This window comes from Bradyrhizobium symbiodeficiens, assembly GCF_002266465.3.
Classification (GTDB): Bacteria; Pseudomonadota; Alphaproteobacteria; order Rhizobiales; family Xanthobacteraceae; genus Bradyrhizobium; species Bradyrhizobium symbiodeficiens.
This window is the reverse complement of the sequence record NZ_CP029427.2, coordinates 4845270-4868896: the sequence shown is the minus strand read 5'-3', so window position 1 is coordinate 4868896 and position 23627 is coordinate 4845270. Positions and strand designations below refer to the sequence as shown.

General features: G+C 64.4%; 23 protein-coding genes. 12 read left to right on the top strand and 11 right to left on the bottom strand.

Going from position 1 to position 23627, the window contains the following annotated elements; all coding sequences use genetic code 11:
- Positions 1-9 precede the first annotated feature (9 nt).
- The 6 genes from CIT39_RS22965 to mddA form a co-directional block, all read right to left on the bottom strand.
- On the bottom strand, positions 10-1713 hold the full coding sequence (locus CIT39_RS22965; RefSeq protein WP_094972528.1) for an amidohydrolase: 1704 nt from the start codon (positions 1711-1713) through the stop codon (positions 10-12).
- Positions 1714-1931: 218 nt separating this feature from the next.
- On the bottom strand, positions 1932-3152 hold the full coding sequence (locus tag CIT39_RS22960; protein ID WP_162308630.1) for a diguanylate cyclase domain-containing protein: 1221 nt from the start codon (positions 3150-3152) through the stop codon (positions 1932-1934).
- Between the two features lie 322 nt (positions 3153-3474).
- Positions 3475-4227, bottom strand: coding sequence for a hotdog family protein (locus CIT39_RS22955; protein ID WP_094972269.1), 753 nt, complete (start codon positions 4225-4227; stop codon positions 3475-3477).
- Positions 4228-4235: 8 nt separating this feature from the next.
- On the bottom strand, positions 4236-5213 hold the full coding sequence (locus tag CIT39_RS22950) for an NADPH:quinone oxidoreductase family protein (RefSeq protein ID WP_094972268.1): 978 nt from the start codon (positions 5211-5213) through the stop codon (positions 4236-4238).
- Complete coding sequence (locus CIT39_RS22945; RefSeq protein WP_244607436.1) at positions 5210-5839, bottom strand: helix-turn-helix transcriptional regulator; 630 nt, start codon at positions 5837-5839, stop codon at positions 5210-5212. The genes CIT39_RS22950 and CIT39_RS22945 overlap by 4 nt, the downstream gene beginning before the upstream one ends.
- 53 nt (positions 5840-5892) lie before the next feature.
- Positions 5893-6684 carry a methanethiol S-methyltransferase gene (mddA, locus tag CIT39_RS22940; protein WP_094972266.1) on the bottom strand — a complete coding sequence of 264 codons (792 nt, stop codon included), beginning with the start codon at positions 6682-6684 and terminating at the stop codon, positions 5893-5895.
- 147 nt (positions 6685-6831) lie between these two features.
- On the opposite strand from mddA, the gene CIT39_RS22935 reads away from it, so the two are divergent.
- A complete protein-coding gene (locus tag CIT39_RS22935; protein WP_094972265.1) occupies positions 6832-8394 on the top strand; it encodes a bifunctional AfsR/SARP family transcriptional regulator/alpha/beta hydrolase in 1563 nt (520 codons plus the stop codon).
- A 107-nt stretch (positions 8395-8501) separates the two neighbouring features.
- Here CIT39_RS22935 and CIT39_RS22930 read toward each other — a convergent pair whose 3' ends face one another.
- The gene (locus CIT39_RS22930; RefSeq protein ID WP_094972264.1) at positions 8502-9179 is read right to left on the bottom strand and encodes a TetR/AcrR family transcriptional regulator; all 678 of its coding nucleotides are present in this window, start codon (positions 9177-9179) and stop codon (positions 8502-8504) included.
- Positions 9180-9424: 245 nt separating this feature from the next.
- On the opposite strand from CIT39_RS22930, the gene CIT39_RS22925 reads away from it, so the two are divergent.
- The 7 genes from CIT39_RS22925 to cynS all read left to right on the top strand — a co-directional run bounded on the left by CIT39_RS22925 (position 9425) and on the right by cynS (position 15978).
- The gene (locus tag CIT39_RS22925) at positions 9425-9967 is read left to right on the top strand and encodes an OsmC family protein (protein WP_094972527.1); all 543 of its coding nucleotides are present in this window, start codon (positions 9425-9427) and stop codon (positions 9965-9967) included.
- A 35-nt stretch (positions 9968-10002) separates the two neighbouring features.
- Complete coding sequence (locus CIT39_RS22920; RefSeq protein ID WP_162308629.1) at positions 10003-11136, top strand: acyl-CoA dehydrogenase family protein; 1134 nt, start codon at positions 10003-10005, stop codon at positions 11134-11136.
- 53 nt (positions 11137-11189) lie between these two features.
- The gene (locus CIT39_RS22915) at positions 11190-12068 is read left to right on the top strand and encodes a sulfurtransferase (RefSeq protein WP_094972262.1); all 879 of its coding nucleotides are present in this window, start codon (positions 11190-11192) and stop codon (positions 12066-12068) included.
- A 118-nt stretch (positions 12069-12186) separates the two neighbouring features.
- Complete coding sequence (locus CIT39_RS22910; protein WP_094972261.1) at positions 12187-13563, top strand: CmpA/NrtA family ABC transporter substrate-binding protein; 1377 nt, start codon at positions 12187-12189, stop codon at positions 13561-13563.
- Between the two features lie 148 nt (positions 13564-13711).
- Positions 13712-14551, top strand: coding sequence for a nitrate ABC transporter permease (gene ntrB / locus CIT39_RS22905; protein ID WP_094972260.1), 840 nt, complete (start codon positions 13712-13714; stop codon positions 14549-14551).
- 4 nt (positions 14552-14555) lie between these two features.
- Positions 14556-15479: an ABC transporter ATP-binding protein gene (locus CIT39_RS22900; protein ID WP_094972259.1), complete on the top strand. Its 924-nt coding sequence runs from the start codon at positions 14556-14558 to the stop codon at positions 15477-15479.
- A 16-nt stretch (positions 15480-15495) separates the two neighbouring features.
- Positions 15496-15978: a cyanase gene (gene cynS / locus CIT39_RS22895; protein ID WP_094972258.1), complete on the top strand. Its 483-nt coding sequence runs from the start codon at positions 15496-15498 to the stop codon at positions 15976-15978.
- Between the two features lie 73 nt (positions 15979-16051).
- Here the strand turns inward: cynS and CIT39_RS22890 are convergent, their stop codons facing one another.
- A complete protein-coding gene (locus CIT39_RS22890) occupies positions 16052-16375 on the bottom strand; it encodes a DUF1476 domain-containing protein (RefSeq protein ID WP_094972257.1) in 324 nt (107 codons plus the stop codon).
- 321 nt (positions 16376-16696) lie between these two features.
- Here CIT39_RS22890 and purC point away from each other — a divergent pair, with 321 nt between their 5' ends.
- Together purC and purS are read left to right on the top strand one after the other, a co-directional pair.
- A complete protein-coding gene (gene purC / locus CIT39_RS22885) occupies positions 16697-17464 on the top strand; it encodes a phosphoribosylaminoimidazolesuccinocarboxamide synthase (RefSeq protein ID WP_173015815.1) in 768 nt (255 codons plus the stop codon).
- 14 nt (positions 17465-17478) lie between these two features.
- On the top strand, positions 17479-17721 hold the full coding sequence (gene purS, locus CIT39_RS22880; protein WP_007602264.1) for a phosphoribosylformylglycinamidine synthase subunit PurS: 243 nt from the start codon (positions 17479-17481) through the stop codon (positions 17719-17721).
- A 10-nt stretch (positions 17722-17731) separates the two neighbouring features.
- On the opposite strand, the gene CIT39_RS22875 is transcribed toward purS, so the two are convergent.
- On the bottom strand, positions 17732-18748 hold the full coding sequence (locus CIT39_RS22875; RefSeq protein ID WP_094972256.1) for a magnesium and cobalt transport protein CorA: 1017 nt from the start codon (positions 18746-18748) through the stop codon (positions 17732-17734).
- Between the two features lie 167 nt (positions 18749-18915).
- Between CIT39_RS22875 and purQ the strand changes: the two genes are divergently transcribed.
- Entirely contained in the window at positions 18916-19617 is a 702-nt protein-coding gene (gene purQ, locus CIT39_RS22870; protein ID WP_094972255.1) for a phosphoribosylformylglycinamidine synthase subunit PurQ, read from the top strand.
- Positions 19618-19698: 81 nt separating this feature from the next.
- On the opposite strand, the gene CIT39_RS22865 is transcribed toward purQ, so the two are convergent.
- Both CIT39_RS22865 and CIT39_RS22860 read right to left on the bottom strand, forming a co-directional pair.
- The gene (locus CIT39_RS22865; RefSeq protein ID WP_094972254.1) at positions 19699-20664 is read right to left on the bottom strand and encodes a DMT family transporter; all 966 of its coding nucleotides are present in this window, start codon (positions 20662-20664) and stop codon (positions 19699-19701) included.
- Between the two features lie 76 nt (positions 20665-20740).
- Positions 20741-21220, bottom strand: coding sequence for a PaaI family thioesterase (locus CIT39_RS22860; protein ID WP_162308628.1), 480 nt, complete (start codon positions 21218-21220; stop codon positions 20741-20743).
- Between the two features lie 184 nt (positions 21221-21404).
- On the opposite strand from CIT39_RS22860, the gene purL reads away from it, so the two are divergent.
- Positions 21405-23615, top strand: coding sequence for a phosphoribosylformylglycinamidine synthase subunit PurL (purL, locus tag CIT39_RS22855; protein WP_094972253.1), 2211 nt, complete (start codon positions 21405-21407; stop codon positions 23613-23615).
- Positions 23616-23627: the final 12 nt, after the last annotated feature.

The following is a 23627-nucleotide window of genomic DNA, read 5'->3' as shown; positions in this document are numbered from 1 at the left end:
AGCGCCGGGTCAGCGCTGAAAGACAACCTTTCCGCCGACCAGGGTCAGGTCCGCCTTGATGTCCTTGATCTGCTCCTCCGGCACGGCGGTGTAGTCGGCGGAGAGCACCACGATGTCCGCAAGCTTTCCGGGCTCAATGGTCCCTTTGCGCGCTTCATCGAAGGTGTAGCGCGAGGCCGCGCTGCTGTAGAGTCGCAGGGCCTGCTCGCGGGTGATGGCTTCCGTCGCGCCGTAGACCTTTCCGGCGGGGTCCTTCCTGGTCACCATGATGTACATGTTGAGGAAGGGGTTGATCGGGTTGACGGGAAAATCCGTCCCGGCGCCGAGGCTGTCGAGCCCCATTTTTTCGATCAGCGTCCTGGTCGGCACGGCGCGGTCCGCGATCGCTTTCCCGAGAAAACGTTCGACGGTCGCTGCCTTGTCCCACATGAAAACGTTCTGGAAATCGATGCGGACGCCCAGCCTTTGCGCACGTTCCATCTGCTCTGGCCGGATCAGGCTGGCGTGAATGAGGACGAAGCGACGGTCGCGGATCGATTTTTCCTTATCCACTGCCTCGAACGCATCGAGCACCTGGTCGATACCGAGGTCGCCCACGACATGAACACCGACCCGCCAGTCATATCGGTTGCAGATGGAGATGAGTTGCTTCAACCGCTCGGGTGTCTGTTGCGTGGTGCCATGGTAATTGTCATGTGAATCCGGATACACCTCGCGCATGAGCGCTGTCTTCAACGTCATGCCGCCGTCGTAGAAGATCTTGATGCCGGCGAATTTGAGCCAATCGTCGCCAAAACCCGAAGAGGCTCCGTTGCCCGACATGATCGCTTCCCATGCCGTCAGATCGGCCGGGGGCTCAGGTCGGAACATCACGCCGGTGCGCAAGGTGGCTTTGCCGGATGCGACAAGCTTCTGCAGCGTCCGAATATCGCGCGGCTCTGTCGCGCCTTCGATCGCACTGGTGATGCCGAAGCTGTTCAGCACGCCTTCGGCGATGGTGAATTGCCGCATCTCGTCGTCTTCGGTCCAGGGCGGCACCGCCTTCTCGACCCGATCGATCGCTGTTTCCACGAGCAGGCCGGTCAACTCGCCGGCCGCATCGCGCTCGAACTTTCCACCACTCGGATCCTCGGTGGTCTTGTCGACCCCGACCCGCTGCAGTGCCATGGTGTTCGCCATCGAAAAGTGCCCGACGGTTCGAAGATAGACCGGGTTGTTCGGCGCAACGCTATCGATCTCCTGCCGCGTCAGATAGCGCTTCTCGGCCAGTTGCGACGGCGGATGCCACCCGCCACCTATGATCCACTCGCCCGGCTTCGTCTTGGCAGCGAATGACTTGATGGCCTCGAGCGCTTCAGCGACGGTCTTGGCGCGGCCCATGATGACGACGTAGTCGCCCAGACCAGCGGCCTTGAAGTGAGCATGCGTATCGATCAACCCGGGAATGACGGTCTTGCCGGACACGTCGAGCACGCGGGTCCGGTCGCCGGCAAGTGACCTGATCGAAGCGCTGGTCCCCGTTGCGATGATCTTGCCATCTGCGACGGCCACGGCCTCCGTGACCGTCGATCGGTCATCCAGCGTCAGAACCTTTCCGTTGAGGATCACCAGGTCGGGCGTGTTGAACTCCCGTTGCTGGGCGTCGGCGGATGAGACGCCAGAGATCCAAATGACCGTGGCAACGATTGCAAATGCCGCAAACTCGCGAACCATCGCGTCCCCCTGGCGCTTTTGTTGACCAACATTTGCGAGCGTATCGATGATCAACCGCGGGTTCAACGCCGCTCGACGGCTTGAGGCTCCACATAGTGGGCAAAGCGGGGTGTGCTCGCGGCAAGGTCGCCTCGAGACGCGATCATCACCGCCCGGCTTCTTACGACGCTCTGCACGCCAGCTCGGGGCGAGCAGACACATCGAGGATCGATCGCGGCTCAGGCGGCGACGCTGGTCGCGTTCGCAGGCCGCCTGCCACTGTGCTGAAGCCGGCGCAGCGCCGTCAGGCCGATATCGAGCCCGGCGAGGCAGCAGCGTGACTTGCCGTCGGATTTTGCTTCGTAAAGGGCCCTATCCGCGACCACGAGCAATTCGTCGACCTGGGAGCCGTGATCGGGCGCCAATGCGATGCCGACGCTCGCACCGATGGTGACAGGGGTCTCGCCATCGATCTGATAGGGGGCTGCGATCTCGTCGACGATGCGTTGTCCCATCGCCAGCGCCTGATCGGCCGTGACGCCATCGACCAGCGCGACGAATTCGTCACCGCCCATTCGCGCGATCGCCGCGCCTTCGGGCACCGCCTTGCGCAGCCGCTCGGCGACTACCTTGAGCACCTGATCGCCGGCTGCATGTCCGAACGTGTCGTTGATCGGCTTGAACGCGTCGAGGTCGGAGAAGAACAGGGCAAAGGAGCGGTTCTTGCGAATGGATTGCGCGAGCTTCGCCTCGAGGCCGTCGACAAATCCGGCGCGATTCAGCAGCCCCGTGAGCGCGTCATGGTGCGCGCGGCGGCTGTTCTCGCGCTCGGCCTGCATGGTGGTGATCAGCATCCTGTTGAGCCTGAAGGCCGCGCCGGTCATGGCCGCGAGATACATCGGGATCTGGTAGATCATGATGTAGAGCACCGGCTCGCCAAGAAGGGCGATGTAAAGGACGAGGGGGCCGAGACTGATCAGGATCATGAGCCCGGCAAATCGCGGCGCACCGAAATTGCGGAAGCAGATGCCGCCGATCATCGCCGCCGTGGACATGCAAGCAAGCATCGCCACGAGCCAGTCGCCGCTCGCGATGCTCGCCATTGCGCCGAGGCCGAGGCTCAGGCTCCAGGCCATCGAGAACAGGAGATGAAGATCGGTCGGGGTCGGCCGGTGCAGCCGGATCGCGCGATGTGCTGCGAGCAGGATCGCGAGGCGCGCCAGGCAAATCAGGAGTTCAAGCACGAACCAGGCGATGAGCGGCGCCGTCTGCTGTCGATAGGCGATGATGGCCGCGATCGCGACCGAATTGATGGCGCCGCCGGCAAAGATCGGGACCGCACCGAAGAGTTGGGCGATGAGGGCTGCACGGATGTCGGCCGGCACGTCGGGGCCGACGTCCGTCAACCACTGCATCACGCGCCAGCGTGGCAAGCTGTATCGTCCAGCGTCGGACCGCATCCCAAAGCATCCCCTTGTCCTGCGGATGATAAGGCGCGGGTGGTCCTAAAGCCGTGTTTACAGGGTTCCCTGATCGCAAGCCGTGCTTGATGGAAGGTAAATTAAGGCAGTTTGCCTGACCGCCGGACCGAATGCCCGGCGGTCGAAGGTGGTGAAGCGTACCACCTCTTGATCTCGTGTTCACGACACGAGGTCTACCGAGGGCCGTTCGCGCTCCGATCGATCATCTTGCGGCGGGTCTCTCCAAGACGTGGCTGTAGTGCGGTCTTGCGGTAGGGCAAAGGCGCGTAAGGCCGCGCCCACCTGCGGGATCGAGCTTGTATCACCCCCGTCCGAGCTGCACCTCGCGCTCCACCGCGATCCATGTCGTCCTCGCCACAGCGAGCAGCTTCCCGGCTTCGTCGTGGAGCGCGGCCTCGGCCATGCGCTTGCGGCCGTCACGGCCGGTGGGCCAGGCGGTGACGATGCAGGGCACGCCGGGACCGGGACGGGCTTCGATGCGGGCTGCCATCCGTCCGAGCAGGAGCGGGGTCTTCTCGAAGCTGGCGCTCTGCTGATCGTAATTGCAGGCAAAGCCGGTGGGGCAATCGAGCGCGGACCAGAGGAATTCTGGTGCGATGAGGCCATCCTCGGCGGCGAGATTCGGATCGGGTACCCAACTCGCGGCGAGAACGGGTGTCTGCGCAGGACGGCCGAGTGGGCCGGCGAAGATGCGCAGGCCGTCGCCTTTCGTCCTTGCGGGACCGCAGACGAAACAGTGTGGCAGCGGATGCTCGTGCGGCCTGGACAGTGCGAGCAATTCGGCTGCGCGTGCCTCCGGCAGGGTGGCTGTCTCGACCTGCGCAAGCTCGACGCTCGCGGTGCGTCCTGTGGCGACGGCCTTGCCGCCATCGCGAAGCTCCCATGTGCCGTCGTCCGTCGCGACCGCAGCGAGTGGCGTGTCCAGGGGCGGCGGCGCACGCAGTGTCACCTCCGCAGCCCCGGGGACGTGCCGGGCCAGCCGGCCGCAGACATAGCCGCCGTTGCCGGAATTCGGAGGGCCGCAATAGCGCTTGTCGATGATGATCTGAGCCATGGCGCACTCTACCTGATCCTGAGCACAATTCGCCCCTGAACCGTCCGGTTGGCCACGGCGCGCATGGCCTCAGCGACCTCCTCCAAAGGGAGGATGCGATCGATATGCGGGCGGATTTGTCCGTCGGCGAGCCATTGCATCAGCGCGTCGTTCATGCGTGCGCCCTCGTGCGGGAATTTCTCCGCCCAGGCGCCCGCAAAGACGCCGACGATGGAGAAGTTCTTCAGCAGCGGCAGGTTCATCGGGATGGACGGAATCTCGCCGCCGGTGAAGCCGATCGGCATCAGCCGCCCGCCCCATTTCATCAGCCGGGCCATCTGCTCGAAGATCGCGCCGCCGACATTGTCGAAGCCGACATCGATGCCGTTTCCCGACGTGATCGACTTGATCCGGTCTCGCAAATCCTCGCTGCGGTAGTTGATGACCGCGCTGGCGCCATAGCCGCGGACCAAGGCCGCCTTGTCGTCGGAGCCGACGCCGGCAACGACGCGCAGGCCGAGATGGCGGCCGAGGTCGACGGCGGCAAGTCCAACGCCGCCGGCAGCGCCGGTGACGAACAACGTTTCGCCGCGCACGGCTCGCGCCCGCTCGACCAGCGCATAATAGGCCGTACCGTAATTGTGCAGGATGGTTGCCGCCGCTTCGAATGTTACGCCGTCAGGCAGGCGCACGGTTTTCGATTCCTTCGCAATCATTCGTTCGGCGTAGCCGCCGGTCCAGCTGCTGCAGGCCACGCGGTCGCCGGGCGCGAACCTTGTCACGTCGCCGCCGACCGCCACGACGGTTCCGGATGCTTCCGTGCCGGGCACGAACGGCGTCTGCGGCCGCATCTGGTAGAGGCCCGAGACCATCAACTGGTCCATGAAACTCACGGACGCCGCGTGGACGTCGATGAGGATCTCGTCGCCGGCCGGCTTGGGCACGTCGATCTCACCGAGGCTGAGATCGCCAGGTCCGGTGAACGAATGACACAGAACCGCTTTCATGGTGGCGCTCCAACGGGATTATATTTGGCGAGTTCTCTCAGCGGTGTCGCATATCCGGCGACGATCTTGACGAGATCAGCCTGCCGCGCAGCGCCGGTCTTGTCGAACAGACGGCGGAGATGCGTCTTGACCGTCGATCCGGCAATGCCGAGCGCCGCGGCGACTTCAGGAATGCCGCCGAGCTCGACGAGGGCGAGCAACACGCGTAACTCGGCCGGCGTCAATCTGAATGCCTTGCTGATCACCTCCGCGCGGGACAGGATCGGCAGGGCCGTCTTGCGCACGAACAGCGCTGCCGCCGCTCGACGGTTTGCGCCGGAGTTTCGGCGCGTGCCTGCGGGCAGCGGCAGGGCATCGGCGACGTAACGTTGGCCATCCCTCCCGGTCATCGGCACGGCGGTCGCGCCGGCGGCCGGACTCCGGTCGGCTTGTCCCGCAGCCGCGAAGGCGCATTGCAAAGTCAGGTTGGCGGGCAGATCACTGACGAGGAGACGCCCGCGGACCTCATGCAGGATGTCCCCGGCGTCGATGAGGGCGCGGCCTGCGATATTGGCGTGAATGAGATGGGCGTCCGCCTCGACCAGATACATCCCGGCATGGAGCCCGTCGAAGGCATCGGCAAACATGGCAGCATCGGCAGACATTTGGGGACGGGAGGACACCCTCGACAACACCGCGCTCATCGGGGCGCTCCGATGCTCCGGGCGGCATCACGGTCCCTCGTCCGAGTCCGCGCGAAGAGGCGCGGCAACAGCATAGGAACGCGGCGGCGATACTGCCGATAGGTCTCGCCGAATTCCGCGATCAGATCCCGCTCTTCGAACTGCAACGCGGCCAGGATATAGGCGGTGTTCGCGAGCGCGAACAGCAGATGGCCGGCGGTCATCTCGGGCGTGGCCCAGAATGCCAGGAGGAAGCCCAGCATGATCGGATGCCGCACGATCTTGTAGAGCAGCGGCGCCTTGAAGGATGGTCCCTGCGGCTCGGTCCCGCGCAACGCCGCGAGGGCCTGGCGCAGGCCGAACAGGTCGAAATGATCGATCATGTGGGTCGAGGCGAATGCGATCAGCCAGCCGAGCCAATGGATGCCAGTCAGCAACCACGCCACGATTCCGGCGGTCTGCCAAATCGGTGCCGGGATCGGACGCCACTGCCAGAACAGCAGGAGGAGAATGAGGCTGGAGAGCAGCACGTAGGTGCTGCGCTCGCAGGCCACGGGAAGAACCTTGGTCCACCAGCGTTTGAAAGCCGGACGCGCCATGACGCTGTGCTGGATGGCAAACAGGCTCATCAGCAGCAGGTTGACGACGATGGCTTCGGTCAAATTCGAGGGGTTGCCGACGTCGAAGGGCAGATCGATTGACTTGGGTACGACATAATTGCCGACGAAACCGAGTGCATAGAGGAAGGACACCGTGAATACGGCATAGCTCACGATTGCGTAGAGCAGGATTGCGAGGCGCGAGAACATGGTTTTTCCTATTGTGCCTGATCGGGCGGTGCCGCATGCAGAGCTCGAGGCGGTCGCCGGCGAGCGGGTTCGATCTGGGCCGATGGCTACCGCGGCGCCGTCCCCTGTGCGTCCCCCGGGGACGCCCCGGAGGGAGAGAGGATTTCCGTGACTGCCTTTTCGCTGGAGACATTCGGGTTCCCGGAGGTCCATGCCGACGGCCGTCCGATCAAGTTGAACCTGCGCAAGGGTCTTGCGCTGCTCGTCTATCTCGCGGAGGCCAAGGCTGCGGTCGCGCGCGAAATCATCGCCACGCTACTCTGGCCCGAGACCGATCGGGAGACGGGCCTTGCACGGTTGCGGCGGCTGCTTCATCGCGTCGAACTCGCGCTCGGCCAGCCGGTGTTCGAGACCGACCGCACCAGCGTGCGCTGGTCTCCGGCGGTCGTGCTGAAGGTCGATGCGCATTTATTCGAGAGTGCCTGCGACCGCGGCGACTTCGACGAAGCCTGCGCGGTTTATCGCGGCGACTTCCTGGCGGGTTTTGCTCTCGACGATGGCCCTGTATTCGACGATTGGGCGTTCTTTCGCCGCGAGGCGCTGAGGGGCCGGCTGATGCACGCGCTGGAGCGTCTGGTGCAGGACAGGAATGCCGCCGGCGACCATTTTGCTGCGGCAGCGCATGCGGGACGCCTGGCTGAACTCGATCCCCTCAGCGAGGTCTATGGCCGGCATCTGATCCGCAGCCTTTTGCTGGCAGGCGAGCGCAGCGCGGCGGAGCGTCATCATGTGGCCCTGACACAGCGGCTGCGGGACGAGCTCGGGGTTGCGCTGGAAGCCGAGACCGAGGCGCTCATGAGTCCCGCCGCGGCGCCGCAGGACGTTCCGCCGACGCGCTATGTGAAGGGCTCCGGCGTGCATCTGGCCTATCAGACCTACGGAAGTGGTCCGCTCGATATCCTGGTGATGCCCGGCTTCGTGTCGCATGTCGAGCGCGCCTGGGAAAGCCCTGCGAGCCGGACGTTCCTGGCGTCGTTGATGAAGCTTGGACGGCTGATCGTTTTCGATCGCCGCGGGATCGGACTGTCCGACCGGGTCGGATCGGCACCGGGCATCGACGTCACCGCCGAGGATATCGGCACCGTGCTGCGGGCGGTGGATTCGCGCCGTGTCGTGCTGTTCGGCGCCTCCGAATGCGGGCCGGCCTGCATCAAGTTTGCGGTCGACGAACCGCGCCGCGTCGCCGGGCTCATCCTGTTCGGCGCATTGGCCAAGGGCTGCTGGTCGCAGGATTATCCGCATGCCCTGCGGGCCAGCCAGTACGATGCCTGGAGCAAGCAACTCATCGCACAATGGGGTGGGCCGGTCGGGATCGAGACCTTTGCGCCGAGTCTGGCGGGTGATCCCCATGCGCGCGCCTGGTGGGCCGGGCTATTGCGTGCGGCCTCCAGTCCCGGCGGTATCTCGGCCGTGCTCGAAGCCTTTCGCGATGCCGACGTGCGAGAGCTGCTGCCCCGGGTCGCCGTGCCGACGCTGGTGCTGCACCGGCGCGGCGACCAGGCGGTGCGGATCGCGGCCGGCCGCGACATCGCGAGCCGGATCAGCGGTGCGGAGTTCGTCGAGCTCGACGGCAACGATCATTGGTTCTTCGCGGGCGATCAGCGACCGGTGCGCGAGGCGATCAGGCGGTTTACCGACGCGTTGCCGCGGGAGGAAAAGGCGGGGCGGTAACCAGATTTTGTAGGGTGGGCAAAACGAAGCGTGCCCACCGTCTTCGAGCGATCAGGATCAGAAGTGGTGGGCACGTCGCTACGCGCCTTTTTCCCACCCTACGAAACTTACACCGCCTCCAGCTGATCCGCCGCGCGCTTCTTTTTTGCCTTGGATTGGCCGAGCAGGGGGCCGGCCGTCAGCGCCGCCGTATCTGCCACGCCGGGATCACGCGAGATCATCGCGGCGACGATCGCGCCGTCGATCAGGAGGCCTAGCTGATGCGCGAGCACCGCAGGTTCGCTCGAGCCGAGCTCGCCGGCGAGCTTCTCGATGTGGCCGAGCACGATCTTCTTGTGCTTCAGCGCGATGTTGCGGAACTGCTTGGCGTCCTTGTCGTGCTCGCCGACCGCGTTGATGAAGGGGCAGCCGTAGAAGCGTTCTTCCGCAAACCAGCTCTTCAGGGCCGGGAAGATGCGCGTGAGCTTCGCCTGCGCATCGCCGCCGCCGTCTTCCATGGCGGCGATGAACCATTCGCGCCACTGCTTGCCTTCGCTCTCCAGCACCGCGTTGACGAGATTGGTCTTGGAGCCGAACAGCTTGTACAGCGTGGTTTTCGCGGTGCCGGCCTCCTCGATGATCGCATCGATGCCGGTGGCGTTGATTCCGTTCTTGCAAAACAGATGCGATGCGGCGCTGAGCAGGCGGCCGCGCGCGGATTCGTCGTCGCCGGCGCCTGAATGCGGCGCATTCCTCTTCGACGACATCTTGTTGAGTGAGGGCTTGTTCGGTGAAGGCTTGGCCATGACTGCAACTTAATCGCAGCCGCGCGGTATCATCAAGCCGCATCTGCTCCGCGCTAAAAAGATTCGCATCGGCGGTCTCATCTGCATCGCCTTTGAGCAGAGCTCGGCTGATCAATCCGCAGGCAGCCATCGCTAAGCGGCTCCAATGCCTCGCATTTCGCTTTCAGTCTGCTCTGGCACGCTCCATGCAAGGAAACAGACCGTTCGGTATCCTGCCGTTTTCCACTTCTGCCAGGGAGAAGATGATGACTGCCGTCGTTCAAAAGACTGTGCTGACGGGGTGCCTAGCGCCCATCGACAAGAATGGCCTCGAGCAACTGATCGCGAGCGGCAAGGCCAATCCGAAGGTCGTCAAGACCTTGAAATGCAAGACGGTCGCGGAGGGGAAATTCCGCCACGCCAACTACATCCGTAATCTGCCGCCCTATATCGTCGACGAGCCGCCGGGTCTGCTGGGCGACGACACCGCGCCCAATCCGTCGGAAGCCTCGCTCGCCGCGCTCGGCTCATGCCTTGCCGTCGGCCTGCATGCCAACGCCGTGCATCGCGGCTGGATCGTCAACAAGCTCGAGCTCGAGCTCGAGGGTGACCTCAACATCACCGCGGTCTGGGGCACCGGCGATACCTCGGACAAGCCGGTCGGCTTCACTGACGTGCGCGTCAAGGTCGACATGGAATGCGAGGGTATCTCGCAGGACGAGATCAACGCGCTGGTCGCCCACGTGAAGCAATGGTCGCCGGTCGCCAACACCTTCACGCGCCCGGTCAATCTCGAGGTCGGCATCTAGCTGACAGCAACCAGGACAAGGTGCGGGAGACGATCATGGGTTCACTGGCTTTATCGCGGGCCGAGGTTTTGGATCAGCCCGCACCGTCCATTGCAGGGGAGGTAGCGCGGATCGCGCGCGAAGATCTGGCGCCGCTTGCCGCCGGCATCGATGATGGCTCGGTCTATCCGGCCGAGGTGCTGCGCAAGCTCGGCGCGGTCGGCGCGTGGGGCAGTCACGTGCCGCACGAAGGTGCCGCCGATCTGCGCTGCGCGATCGAGGCGATGGCCGCGATCGGCGAGGTCTGCGGCGCCACGGCCTTCATGGCCTGGTGCCAGAACACGCTGGTCTGGTACGCGGCGAATTCCACCAATGTAGCGCTCGCCAAGCGTTTCGGCGATGGCCTCTCGACCGGCCGGGTGCTCGGCGGTACCGGGCTTTCCAACCCGATGAAGAGCTTTTTCGGCATCGAGAAACTGAAGCTGAAAGGCAGGAAGGTCGAGGGCGGTTATATCGTGCGCGGCGCGTTGCCGTGGGTCTCCAATCTCGGCCCCGATCATTATTTCGGCACCATCTTCGAGCGCGAGGATGATCAGGGCATCGCAAGTGGCGAGCCCGGCACTGTCATGTTCCTGGCCGACTGCTCGGACCCTGCGATCACGCTGACGCCGTGCAAGCCGTTCATGGCGATGGACGGCACCGGAACCTATGGCGTGCAGTTTCGCGACGTCTTCGTGCCGGATGAGCTGATCCTGGCCGATCCCGCCGGCCCCTTCGTCAAGAAGATCCGCGCGGGCTTCATCCTGCTGCAGGCCGGCATGGCGCTTGGTCTCATCAAGGACTGCATCAACATCATGGACGAGGTGGATAACTCGCTCGGCCATATCAACCGCTACCTGCCGCAACAGCCGGTGCACTTCCGCGATCTCGCGGCCGAGCTCGAGGCCGAGACCATGGCGCTGGCGCGCGATCCCTACAACGAGGAGGAAACCTACTGGCGCAAGGTGATTGCGCTGCGGCTTCGCGCCGGCGAAGCCAGCGTCGCGGCGGCGCATGCGGCGATGCTGCATTGTGGCGCGCGCGGCTATCTCAAGGGCCACCGCGCGCAGCGGCGCCTGCGCGAGGCCTATTTCGTCGCGATCGTCACGCCGGCCACCAAGCAGCTGCGCAAGATGCTCGCCGATTGCTGAGCTTCACGAGTCCACCCCCAGAAGACCACTTAACCTCAACGGAGAGGCTGCCAATGACGGACGTTCTGATCTCTGCCAGCGAACTTGCCGATCTCTTGAAGAGCGAACCGTGTGTCGTGATCGACACCCGTAATCCCGACGCCTATGGCGCCGGGCACCTGCCGGGCGCCGTGAACGTGCACGAGATCTTCACGTTTCTTGCGACCTCGACGCCGGAAGGCATGAGCGAGCTGAAGACCAAATTCGCCGACGCCTTTGGCGCTGCCGGTCTCTCCGGCAAGGAGACGGCGGTGATCTACGAGCAGTCGATGAATTCCGGCTTCGGCCAGTCCTGCCGCGGCTACTACCTCCTCACCATGCTCGGCTATCCCAAGATCAAGGTGCTGCATGGCGGCTTCGATGCCTGGTCGGCCGCGGGCTTCCCGGTGACGAAGGACGTTCCGACGCCGGTGAAGGCCTCGTTCGCGATCGTGCCGGAAGCCGGCGACATCCTGATCGACGCGAAGACCATGCTCGCCGCCGTCGGAAAGCCCGGCGTCGCCATCCTCGACGTGCGCGATGTCGACGAATGGATCGGCGACAGCTCGTCGCCCTACGGCAAGGATTTCTGCCCGCGCAAGGGCCGCATCCCCGGCGCGGTGTGGCTGGAATGGTACCGCATGATGAAGCCGACCGCGGAAGGGCCCCGGTTCAAGTCCAAGGACGAGATCCTGGCCGAATGCGCCACCGTCGGCATCTCGCCGTCGACGACGGTCTATCTCTACTGCTTCAAGGGCGCGCGGGCCTCGAACACCTTCCTGGCGCTGAAGAATGCCGGCGTGAAGGACGTGCGGATGTATTTCGGCTCCTGGAACGAATGGTCGCGTGATCCTTCGCTGCCGATCGAGCAGGGGTTGCCGGTGGCTGCCCAGGTAACAGGCAAGGCGGCATAGAACCTGCATGTTTCCAATGGCCCGGCTGCGCAAGCCATAGCCGGGCCACGATGGAATTTTGACCTGACGCGGCGGACAACGGCGTCCGCCGTACGGTGTGACAAAGGGGCGCAGCAGCATGTCCACGTTCGACGATCCGTTTGATGCCGACCGCAATCTCGGGGCGGGCTGCGTTTGCGGCCAGCACCGTTCGGCTCGCGAGCACGAGCAGGCGGCGCTGCGTTGCGAGCCGGTCGAGAGCGAGGAGAAACGATACGAGGGCGTGGTTGCGTCTGCCGTGATGCGCGCGATGTTTCCGCAGGACGTGGCGCGGCGGGCGTTTCTGAAGTCGGTCGGGGCGTCCACCGCGCTGGCCGCGCTGTCGCAGTTCTTTCCGCTCCAGACCGCGACCGAGGTGTTCGCGCAGGCCGGCACGCCCGAGAAAAAGGACCTCAAGGTCGGCTTCATTCCGATCACCTGCGCCACGCCCATCATCATGGCGGCGCCGCTGGGCTTCTATTCCAAGCACGGTCTCAACGTCGACGTGGTCAAGACCGCGGGCTGGGCCGTGGTTCGCGACAAGACCATCAACAAGGAATACGACGCCGCGCACATGCTGGCACCGATGCCGCTGGCGATCTCGCTCGGCCTGGGCTCGAACCCGATTCCGTTCGCGGTGCCGGCGATCGAGAACATCAACGGGCAGGGCATCACGCTTGCGATGAAGCACAAGGACAAGCGGAATCCGAAAGACTGGAAGGGGATGAAATTCGCGATCCCCTTCGACTATTCCATGCACAATTATTTGCTGCGTTATTATCTCGCCGAGCATGGCCTCGACCCCGATACCGACGTGCAGCTGCGCTCGGTGCCGCCGCCGGAGATGGTCGCGAATTTGCGCGCCGACAACATCGACGGCTTCCTCGCGCCCGACAACATCTGCCAGCGCGCGATCTACGACGGCGTGGGCTTCATGCATCTGTTGTCGAAGGAGATCTGGGACGGTCATCCCTGCTGCAGCTTCGCCGCCAGCCGCGAGTTCATCACGAGCGCGCCGAACAGCTTTGCGGCGCTGACCCGCGCCATCGTCGATGCCACTGCCTATGCGTCGAAGGCGGAGAACCGCAAGCAGATCGCCGAAGCCATCGCGCCGGCCAATTACATCAATGCGCCCGTCACGGTGCTGGAGCAGGTCTTGACCGGCACGTATGCCGATGGCCTCGGCGGCGTGAAGACCGACGCCAAGCGCGTCGATTTCGATCCGTTCCCCTGGCAGTCCTTCGCGGTGTGGATGCTGACGCAGATGAAGCGGTGGGGACAGATCAAGGGCGACGTCGACTACAAGGCGGTCGCCGAACAGGTGTATCTGGCGACCGACACCAAGAAGCTGATGACCGAGATGGGACTTTCGCCGCCGGCGAGCGCGTACAAGTCATTCTCGGTGATGGGCAAGAATTTCGATCCGGCCAAGCCTGAGGATTATGTGGCGAGCTTCAAGATCAGGAAGGCGTCGTAATGACGAGTTCTCTCGTGTCCCGGACGCGATGCAGCACGCAGTGGTGCATCGCAGAGCCGGGACCCAGTTGTGCCGCATGGGTCCCGGTTCTGCGTCGCATCGCTTCGCGCTGCGCCGCGCCCGGGACACGACACCGGGGATATGCTCGATGACATCCTCCCTCCGTCTCCGTGCCGGCCTCGTCTCCATCGTGCTGCTCGCCGCGCTCCTTGGCGTCTGGCATCTGGCCACGCGCTCGACCGGCGCCACGACGACGATGAGCCCCGAATACGCCAAGCTGATGGGCCTGACGGCGACGCAGGGCAAATCGGCGATGCCCGGGCCGCTCGACGTCGGCGCCAAGCTCTGGGAGCATTTGAGAAGGCCGTTCTACGACAACGGGCCGAACGACAAGGGGCTCGGCATCCAGCTCGGCTATTCGATCGCGCGAGTCGGGCTCGGCTATCTGCTGGCAGTGCTTGTCGCCATCCCGCTCGGCTTCATGATCGGCATGTCGCCGCTGCTCAGCAAGGCGCTGGATCCCTTCATCCAGGTGCTGAAGCCGATCTCGCCGCTGGCCTGGATGCCGCTCGCGCTCTACACCATCAAGGATTCCTCGATCTCGGCGATCTTCGTCATCTTCATCTGCTCGATCTGGCCGATGCTGCTCAACACCGTGTTCGGCGTCGCCAGCGTGCGCAAGGAATGGATCAACGTCGCGCGCACGCTCGAGGTCGGCACCGTCAGGCGCGCCTTCACCGTAATCCTCCCCGCGGCGGCGCCGACGATCCTGACCGGCATGCGCATCTCCATCGGTATCGCCTGGCTCGTGATCGTCGCCGCCGAGATGCTCGTCGGCGGCACCGGCATCGGCTATTTCGTCTGGAATGAGTGGAATAACCTCTCGATCACCAACGTCATCATTGCGATCCTGCTGATCGGGGTCGTCGGCATGCTGCTCGACCAGATACTGGCGCGCTTCACGCGCATGGTCACGTTTCCGGAGTAGGGGCATGACCGACAAATTCATCTCCATCGAAGCCATCGCAAAGCGCTATCCGGGCGCTAGCGGCGCCACGACCACCATCTTCGAGAACCTGTGGCTCTCGATGGCGCGCGGCGAGTTCGCCTGCGTGATCGGGCATTCCGGCTGCGGCAAGACCACTGTGCTCAACATCCTCGCCGGCCTCGATGCGCCGAGCGAGGGCGCCGTCATCGTCGACGGTCAGGCGATTTCGGGCACCAGCCTCGACCGTGCCGTCATCTTCCAGAGCCACGCGCTGCTGCCCTGGCGCACCGTGCTCGGCAACGTCGCCTATGCCGTGAGCTCGAAATGGCGCAGCTGGGACCGCGCCAAGGTGAAGGCGCATGCGCAGACCTTCATCGATCTGGTCGGTCTCTCCGGTTCCGAGCACAAACGGCCGTCAGAGCTGTCCGGCGGCATGAAGCAGCGTGTCGGCATCGCGCGAGCCTTGTCGATCACGCCGAAGATCATGCTGATGGACGAGCCGTTCTCGGCGCTCGACGCGCTTACCCGCGGCACGCTCCAGGACGAGGTACGGCGCATCTGCCTCGAGACCGGCCAGACCGCCTTCATGATCACGCATGACGTGGATGAAGCGATTTACCTTGCCGACAAGATCTTCCTGATGACCAATGGGCCCGGCGCCGTGCTGGCGGAGGTTGTCGAGAACCCGCTGCCGAGGGATCGCGGCCGCACCGATTTGCACCGCCATCCGCTTTATTACGCGCTGCGCAACCACATCATCGATTTCCTGGTGATGCGCAGCAAGACCTTCACGACCGAAAAGACCGATCACGATCCGCGCAACGTGCCGCTGGTGCAGATCGGCAAGCCAGGGCTCACGATCGCGGCTGGCAGCGATGAGCCACGGCAAACGTGGATGCCCGGGACAAATCCCGGATTAAGTGCCTGACCAAGGAGACCCCAACATGAAACGCGAAGACCTCACCGAAAAGCTGCTCGACATCAAGCGCGAGAAGGGATGGAGCTGGAAGTATATCTGCGAGAAGATCGGCGGCTATTCGGAGGTGCTGATAACAGGCGCCATCCTCGGTCAGATGAAATTGACGAAGCCGCAGGCCGCCAATGCGGGCGAGCTGTTCGGCCTGTCGAAGTCCGAAGTTGCCATGCTCAACGAGACACCGATGCGCGGCATGCCGATGCCGCCGACCGATCCCCTGATCTATCGCTTCTACGAACTGGTGATGGTGAATGGTCCGGCCTGGAAGGCCTTGATCGAGGAGGAGTACGGCGACGGCATCATGTCGGCGATCGATTTCGACATGGTGATGGAGCGCCTGCCCAATCCCAAGGGCGACCGCGTCAAGTTCACCATGAGCGGCAAATTCCTGCCGTACAAATATTACGGCGCCAGCGGCAACGTGCCGGAATACGGCTTCAAGGAGGAGTGAACGAGGCGAGTGGCGATCGCGAGTAGCGAATGGGGACGCCCATTCGCGATTCGCCACTCTCTATTCGCTCAAGTCACTTGCCCGCCTTCACCTCGGCGGCCGCGACCGCGAGCAGTTCGCTCATCTTGGCGCGAATCGCCTGCTCGGTGACGGCGACGTTCTTGGCGGTGAAATCGGCCGTGATCTTGCGCAGGACGTCGGCATCGCCGGCCTCCTCGAAATCGCTAGCGACCACTTCCTTGGCGTAGGCGGTGGCGGCGTCACCTGACATGCCCAGCTTTTCGGCCGCCCACAGCCCGAGCAGCCGGTTGCGGCGGGCCTCCGCCTTGAATTTCTGCTCCTCGTCGAGGGCGAACTTCTTCTCAAAACCTTCCTGGCGCTTGTCGAACTGGCTCATACCTTGTTCCAAATCCCCTGCTGAATGGCGCGGGAGCCTTCCGTTGCGGCGACCCGACTGCATGCCTACATAGATAGCACGAATCGGCAAAACAACGGGCCGTTAAGCCGCAGGCAAGATGGTATAAGTTGATGCCGGACGGCCGGATCGATTGTGCTCGGTCAGCCAATCGGATAGGTTGCCGGAAGGCTTGGTTCCCGTTCTGTTTCCAAGGGTCATAGACGGGCTCCCAGCCGTTCACGGCAGCTCCGCTGTGGGTCGTAATCCTGGTAACCGGAGCACACCAAATACATGGATTTCAACAAAACACGGTACATCCCCATGAGCCGTCGGCGTCGCATTTATGAAGGCAAGGCAAAGGTTCTGTATGAAGGCCCGGAGCCCGGTACCCTGATCCAGCACTTCAAGGACGACGCGACCGCGTTCAATGCGAAAAAGCATCAGGTGATCGAGGGCAAGGGTGTCCTCAACAACCGGATCTCGGAGTACCTGTTTCAGCACCTCAACGATATCGGGGTGCCGACCCATTTCATCCGCCGACTCAACATGCGCGAGCAGTTGATTCGCGAGGTCGAGATCGTGCCGCTGGAAGTGGTGGTGCGGAACGTCGCCGCCGGCTCGCTGTCGCAGCGCCTCGGCATCGAGGAGGGCACCCAGCTACCCCGTTCGATCATCGAGTTCTATTACAAGAACGACCAGCTCAACGACCCCATGGTGTCGGAAGAACACATCACGGCCTTCGGCTGGGCGACGCCCCAGGAGATCGACGACATCATGGCGCTCGCCATCCGTGTCAACGACTTCCTCACCGGCCTCTTCCTCGGCATCGGCATCCGCCTCGTCGATTTCAAGATGGAGTGCGGCCGCCTGTTCGAGAACGAGATGATGCGCATCATCGTCGCCGACGAGATCTCGCCGGATAGCTGCCGTCTGTGGGACATCAAGTCGAACGAGAAGCTCGACAAGGACCGTTTCCGCAGGGACCTCGGCGGGCTCCTGGAGGCCTATACCGAAGTCGCCAAGCGCCTCGGCATCCTCATGGAGAACGAGCGTCCGCAGGGTTCCGGCCCGGTGCTGGTGAAGAGCTAGAAGGGGATTTGGACGTGAAGGCACGTGTCACCGTTACCTTGAAGACGGGCATCCTCGATCCGCAAGGAAAGGCCATCGAAGGCGCGCTGAAGTCGCTCGGCGTCGACGGCGTCGCCAGCGTCCGCCAGGGCAAGGTGTTCGACATCGAGCTTGCCGGCGCGGACAAGGCCAAGGCGGAGGCGGCGTTGAAGGACGCCGCCGACAAGCTGCTGGCGAACACCGTGATCGAGAACTATCGGGTCGAGCTGATCGGGTGAACGGGATGGCTCACAGCCAGCCGACGCTGCGAAAACGCCAGTACAGCGCGGTGCACGCCGTCAGCATCACGCCGAGCAGCATGTAATAGCCGTAGTCCCATTCCAGCTCCGGCATGTGCTTGAAATTCATGCCGTAGATGCCGGCCAGTGCGGTCGGGATCGCGATGATCGCAAGCCACGAGGCGAGCTTCTTGGACACCGCCGTCTCCTGCGCCTGACCGACCAGCAGGCTGGCCTCGAAGGCGAAGGCCAGCACCTCGCGCATGGAATCGATGCGCTCCTGGATGTTGCGGACGTGGTCGGTAACGTCGCGGAACAGTGGCTGCATGGCCTGCCGGACCATCGACAGTTCGTCATGCTCCAGCCGGCGGCAGACCTCCACCAGCGGCCCGATCGCGTTGCGCAGCCGCAGCAGGTCGCGGCGCAGCATGTAGAGCCGCTCGATCTGCGTCTTGCTGATCGGCTTGGACAGCACGTCGTCCTCGATGCCCTCCACCTCGTCGTGAATGCTCTCGAGGACGGGCGAGTAATTGTCGACGATGAAATCGAGGATCGCATAGAGGATGTAATCCTCGCCGCGGGCGAGGGCCCGCGGGCAGCTTTCGCAGCGTTCGCGCACGGGCGTGTAGGACGTCGAGGCGCCGTGGCGCACCGAGACCAGATAACCTTCGCCGACGAAGATGTGGGTCTCGCCGAAGACGATGCGGCCCTCGACCAGCTGCGCCGTCCGCGCCACGATGAACAGGGCTTCGCCATATTGCTCGATCTTGGGTCGCTGATGGGCGTGGTTGGCGTCCTCGATCGCGAGTTCGTGCAGGTCGAATTGCTTCTGCACCGCGCCGAGCAGCGCCATGTCGGGCTCGTGCAGGCCGATCCAGACCACGTGGCCGGGCTTCGCCCGCCAGCTCGAGGCCTCGCTGATGGCAATATTGGCGATACGGCGGCCATCGACATAGGCGCCAGCGGCGACGACGCCCTCGGTGGACACCGGCTCGGAGGGGGATGTGGGGAGCGACGGGACGTTCATGGCTTCAATCCCGGGCAAGTTCGTCGGGCAAAAGTGCCTCGGCTATGGCCTGTGTACAAGGCCGTCCGGCGAGGCTAGCACTGGTAAAATCCCCGTCAAATAGCTATGTCTCCTTGCGAATTGGCCCTTTGGCCAGCCCGATTCCCGTCACCGTCGGAACCTCTGCCATGAAAGCCGCCATCCTCGTCTTTCCCGGAATCAACCGCGAGCGCGACATGGCGCGTGCGCTGAGGCTGATCTCCGGGAGCGAGCCGGCGATGGTCTGGCACGCCGAGACGGCGCTGCCTGCTGGGACCGATCTCGTGGTGGTACCGGGCGGCTTCTCCTACGGCGACTATTTGCGCTGCGGCGCCATCGCGGCACGCGCGCCGGTGATGGACGCGGTGCGCGACTACGCGTCCAAGGGCGGCCTCGTGCTCGGCGTCTGCAACGGTTTTCAGATCCTCTGCGAGTCCGGCCTCTTGCCCGGCGTCCTGATGCGCAATGCACGGCTGAAGTTCATCTGCCACGACGTGCATCTGCGCGTCGAGCGCTCCGACACGCCGTTCACCCGCGGCTACAATGCCGGCCAGGTGATCCGGGTGCCGGTCGCCCATGGCGAGGGAAATTACGAGGCGGATGAAGAGACCATCAAGCGGCTCGAAGGCGAGGGGCGGGTGCTTTATCGCTATTGCTCCGCCGACGGCGTGGTGGATGAAGCGCACAACATCAACGGCGCAGCGCATTCGATCGCCGGCATCGTCAACGACGGAGGCAACGTGCTCGGCATGATGCCGCATCCGGAAAACCATGTCGAAGACATCATGGGTTGCACCGACGGCCGCGGCCTGTTCGCGGGCCTAGTCCAGCATCTGGAAAAGGCCGCGTGATCTCGTTCGTGCTGAGGCGGCCATAGGGCGCGCTCGCGGCTCTGTCACTCGCGACGGTCGTCAAGTAGTTGCCGTCTTGCGCTAGCGCAGCTTCAGCCGCTCCGCCGGCACTGTCATTGCAGCAACACCCGCCATCACGAGGAGCAGGCCGAGCGTCAGGTTCGACGGCACGCTCTCGCCGAGCAGCAGCACGGAGAGGCCGACGCCGATCGGGATGCGCAGATAGCCTTGCGCGTTGGTGGTCAGCGTACCGAGGCGGCCGAGGCAGACGTAGAACAGCATCAGGCCTAGCGCGCTGGAGACGATGCCCATGACGATGGTGGCGACGACGGCCTCCGGCGTCGGCTGCAGCGTCCAGGGCTGGTCGATGATCAGCGAGGGCGGCAGCAGGACGAGGCCGCCGAAAAGCAAGGAGCCGGCCGCCACCACCATCGGGTCGTATTCGGAGAGGCGAAGGCCGAAGATGGTCGCGCAGGCAAAGGAGATGGTCGCGAGCAGGATCGCGATCTCCGCCACGATCTCGCTACTGAGGCCGCGTAGCGCGTCGAGGCCGACGATGACGACGGTCCCGGCAAGGCCGAGGATCGCGCCAGCCAGCTTCAACAGTGTTGCCGGCTCGTGCCGGGTGATCAACGACGTGATCAGGAAGGCGAAGATCGGCGTGGTTGAGGCTAGCACGACGGTGTTCGACGCCGGCACGTATTGCTGCGACCAGGTGATGATCAGGAACGGAAAGGTCGAGTTGATCAGCTGCTGGGTGGCGAACAGCTTCCAGGCCTTCGCGTCGGTCGGGACCTTAATGCCGCGCATCCACAGGATCGCGAACAGGAAGGCGGCCGCGATCAGCGAGCGCGCCGAGATGAAGGTGACGGGCGGGATGGTGGGAAGCGCGAGCTTGGCCAGCGGATAGGTCGAGCTCCAGCAGCAGGCGAGCGCGAGCAGCAGCGCATAGTCGCGCCAGTTGCGTGCGCCGGTGGCGGCCATGGACGGCAGCGGCGTTGCTGCGGCCGCCGTCGCGCGACGCGCCTCCGATGTGCTCTGCGGCACCTTGTTCCTGCTCCCCGGCGCGATAGCGCTTGCCCGGAAGTCTGGGCGAGGGCAGGCGAAAAGGGAAGCCGCCGAGCTATGCGTTTGGCTGAGGGAGCGCCTTCCGCTTCATCCGCTTGATCGTGCCGGAAAAGGTCAGCAACACCCGCGGCCCGGACATCATCTTGCCGCGCAGGAAGATGAGCGAGCCGCCGGCGCGGGTGACCTCGCCGGTGCACTCGATCAACTCCCCCTCGCGTGCCGCGTCGAGGAATTCGCAGGCGAAATTGGTCGTCACCGCCCGGCTGTCCAGGACGTGGGTGGCGATCGCAAACAGGGAGTAGTCGGCAAAGGCCATGTAGCAGCCGCCATGGACGTTCCCGGAGCCATTGAGGTGCTTTTTCTCGACCCGGAAGGCGCTGCGGACGTTGCCGTCTGCCTCGATGAGGTGCCAGAAGGGGCCGACATGGGCTTCAAAACTGTCGCGAATCCAGGTCCGCCAGCCGACGAATTCGCCCTCGGTGGCGATGTGGAGGTCCGGGCGGCGGGGCGGGGGCGTTTTGGTCAATTCGTGCAAGGAAATGGGCCTTCAATTGCGGGTCTTGAGCCCTTAAATCCGATCCGTCGGCGCCGTGCAATTCCTGTTCCCGCCGCCCCCGCCTGCAAAACGTGGGACAGCGGGAAAATGCGCCATAAAGGGCTTTTCGCGAGCCCCGGATGTTCCTAAGAACGGCCCAGCCGCCGCCGAAAGCCTGGAATCCATGAAGAACGAACCCAAGATCACCCCCGAACTGGTTGCCGCCCACGGACTCAAGCCCGACGAATACGAGCGCATCCTGAAGCTGATCGGGCGGGAGCCGACCTTCACCGAGCTCGGCATCTTCTCGGCGATGTGGAACGAGCACTGCTCGTACAAGTCGTCACGCATCCATCTCAAGGGCCTGCCGACCAAGGCACCATGGGTGATCCAGGGCCCCGGCGAGAATGCCGGCGTGATCGACATCGGCGACGGCCAAGCCGTGGTCTTCAAGATGGAGAGCCACAACCACCCGAGCTACATCGAGCCCTATCAGGGCGCGACCACCGGCGTCGGCGGTATCCTGCGCGACGTCTTCACCATGGGCGCGCGCCCGATCGCCTGCCTCAATGCGCTCAGCTTCGGTGCGCCCGAGCATGCCAGGACCCGGCATCTCGTCTCCGGCGTCGTCGCCGGCGTCGGCGGCTACGGCAATTCCTTCGGCGTGCCGACGGTCGGCGGCCAGGTGCGTTTCCACACCCGCTATGACGGCAATATCCTCGTCAACGCCATGGCTGTCGGCCTCGCGGATACCGACAAGATCTTCTATGCAGCCGCCTCCGGCGTAAACATGCCGATCGTCTATTTGGGCTCCAAGACCGGCCGCGACGGCATCCACGGCGCCTCGATGGCCTCGGCAGAGTTCGACGACAAGTCCGAGGAGAAGCGCCCGACCGTGCAGGTCGGCGATCCCTTCGCCGAGAAGCTGCTGCTGGAAGCCTGCCTCGAGATCATGGAGAAGGGCTGCGTCATCGCGATCCAGGACATGGGCGCGGCGGGGCTGACCTGCTCGGCGGTCGAGATGGGCGCCAAGGGCGATCTCGGCGTCGATCTCGATCTCGACGCGGTGCCCACCCGCGAGACCGGCATGAGCGCCTACGAGATGATGCTCTCGGAAAGCCAGGAGCGCATGCTCATGGTGCTCAAGCCCGAGAAGGAAAAGGAAGCCGAAGCGATCTTCAGGAAGTGGGGGCTCGACTTCGCGGTGGTCGGCTACACCACGCCGAGCAAGCGCTTCGTGGTCAAGCATGGCGGTGACGTCATGGCCGATCTGCCGATCAAGGAGCTCGGCGACGAGGCGCCGCTGTACGATCGTCCGCACGTGCCCTCCGCCGCGTTGCCGGTCGTGCATGCGCGCGACGTGCCGGCGCCGATGGGCGTAGGTAGCGCGCTGGAGAAGCTGATCGGCACGCCCGACATGTGCAGCAAGCGCTGGGTCTGGGAGCAGTACGACCACGTCATCCTCGGCAACACCATGCAGCGTCCCGGCGGCGATGCCGCCGTGGTGCGCGTCGAGGACGGGCCAAAGGGCCTGGCGCTGACCGTCGACGTCACGCCGCGCTATTGCGAGGCCGATCCCTATCAGGGCGGCATGCAGGCGGTGGCAGAAGCCTGGCGCAACATCACCGCGGTCGGCGGCAAGCCGCTCGCGATCACCGACAACCTCAATTTCGGCAATCCTGAGCGGCCCGAGATCATGGGCCAGTTCGTCGGCTGCCTGAAGGGCATCTCGGAAGCCTGCCGCACGCTCGACTTCCCGGTCGTCTCCGGCAACGTCTCGCTCTACAACGAGACCAACGGCCGCGCGATCCTCCCGACGCCCTCGATCGGCGGCGTCGGCCTGCTCGACGATTTCACCAAGTCTGCATCGCTGGCCTTCAAGGCCGAGGGCGAGGCAATCCTCCTGGTCGGCGACACCCACGGCTGGCTCGGTCAGTCCGTTTACTTGCGCGACATCTGCGGTCGCGAGGAGGGCGCGCCGCCGCCGGTCGATCTCGCCGCCGAGAAGCGCAACGGCGATTGCGTGCGCGGCATGATCCATGCGGGCACCGCGACCGCCGTGCACGACCTCTCCGACGGCGGCCTGCTGATCGCGCTGGCCGAGATGGCGATGGCGAGCGGCATTGGCGCCAAGCTGCTTGCGGCCCCCGCCGCGCTGGTCTCGCAGGCCTATTGGTTCGGCGAGGACCAGGCGCGCTATCTCGTCACCGTGCCGGAAACCGAAGCCGGCCGCGTGCTCGCCAAGATGCGCGGCTGCGAGGTGCCCTGCGTGCGGATCGGCACCACCGGCGGCGATGCCATCACCATCGCGGGCGAAGCGCCTGTCACGATCGACGCGCTGCGGACGTCGCACGAGCGCTGGCTGCCGGACTATATGGGCGGCAAGGCGGCCTGAGCCGCCGCACAC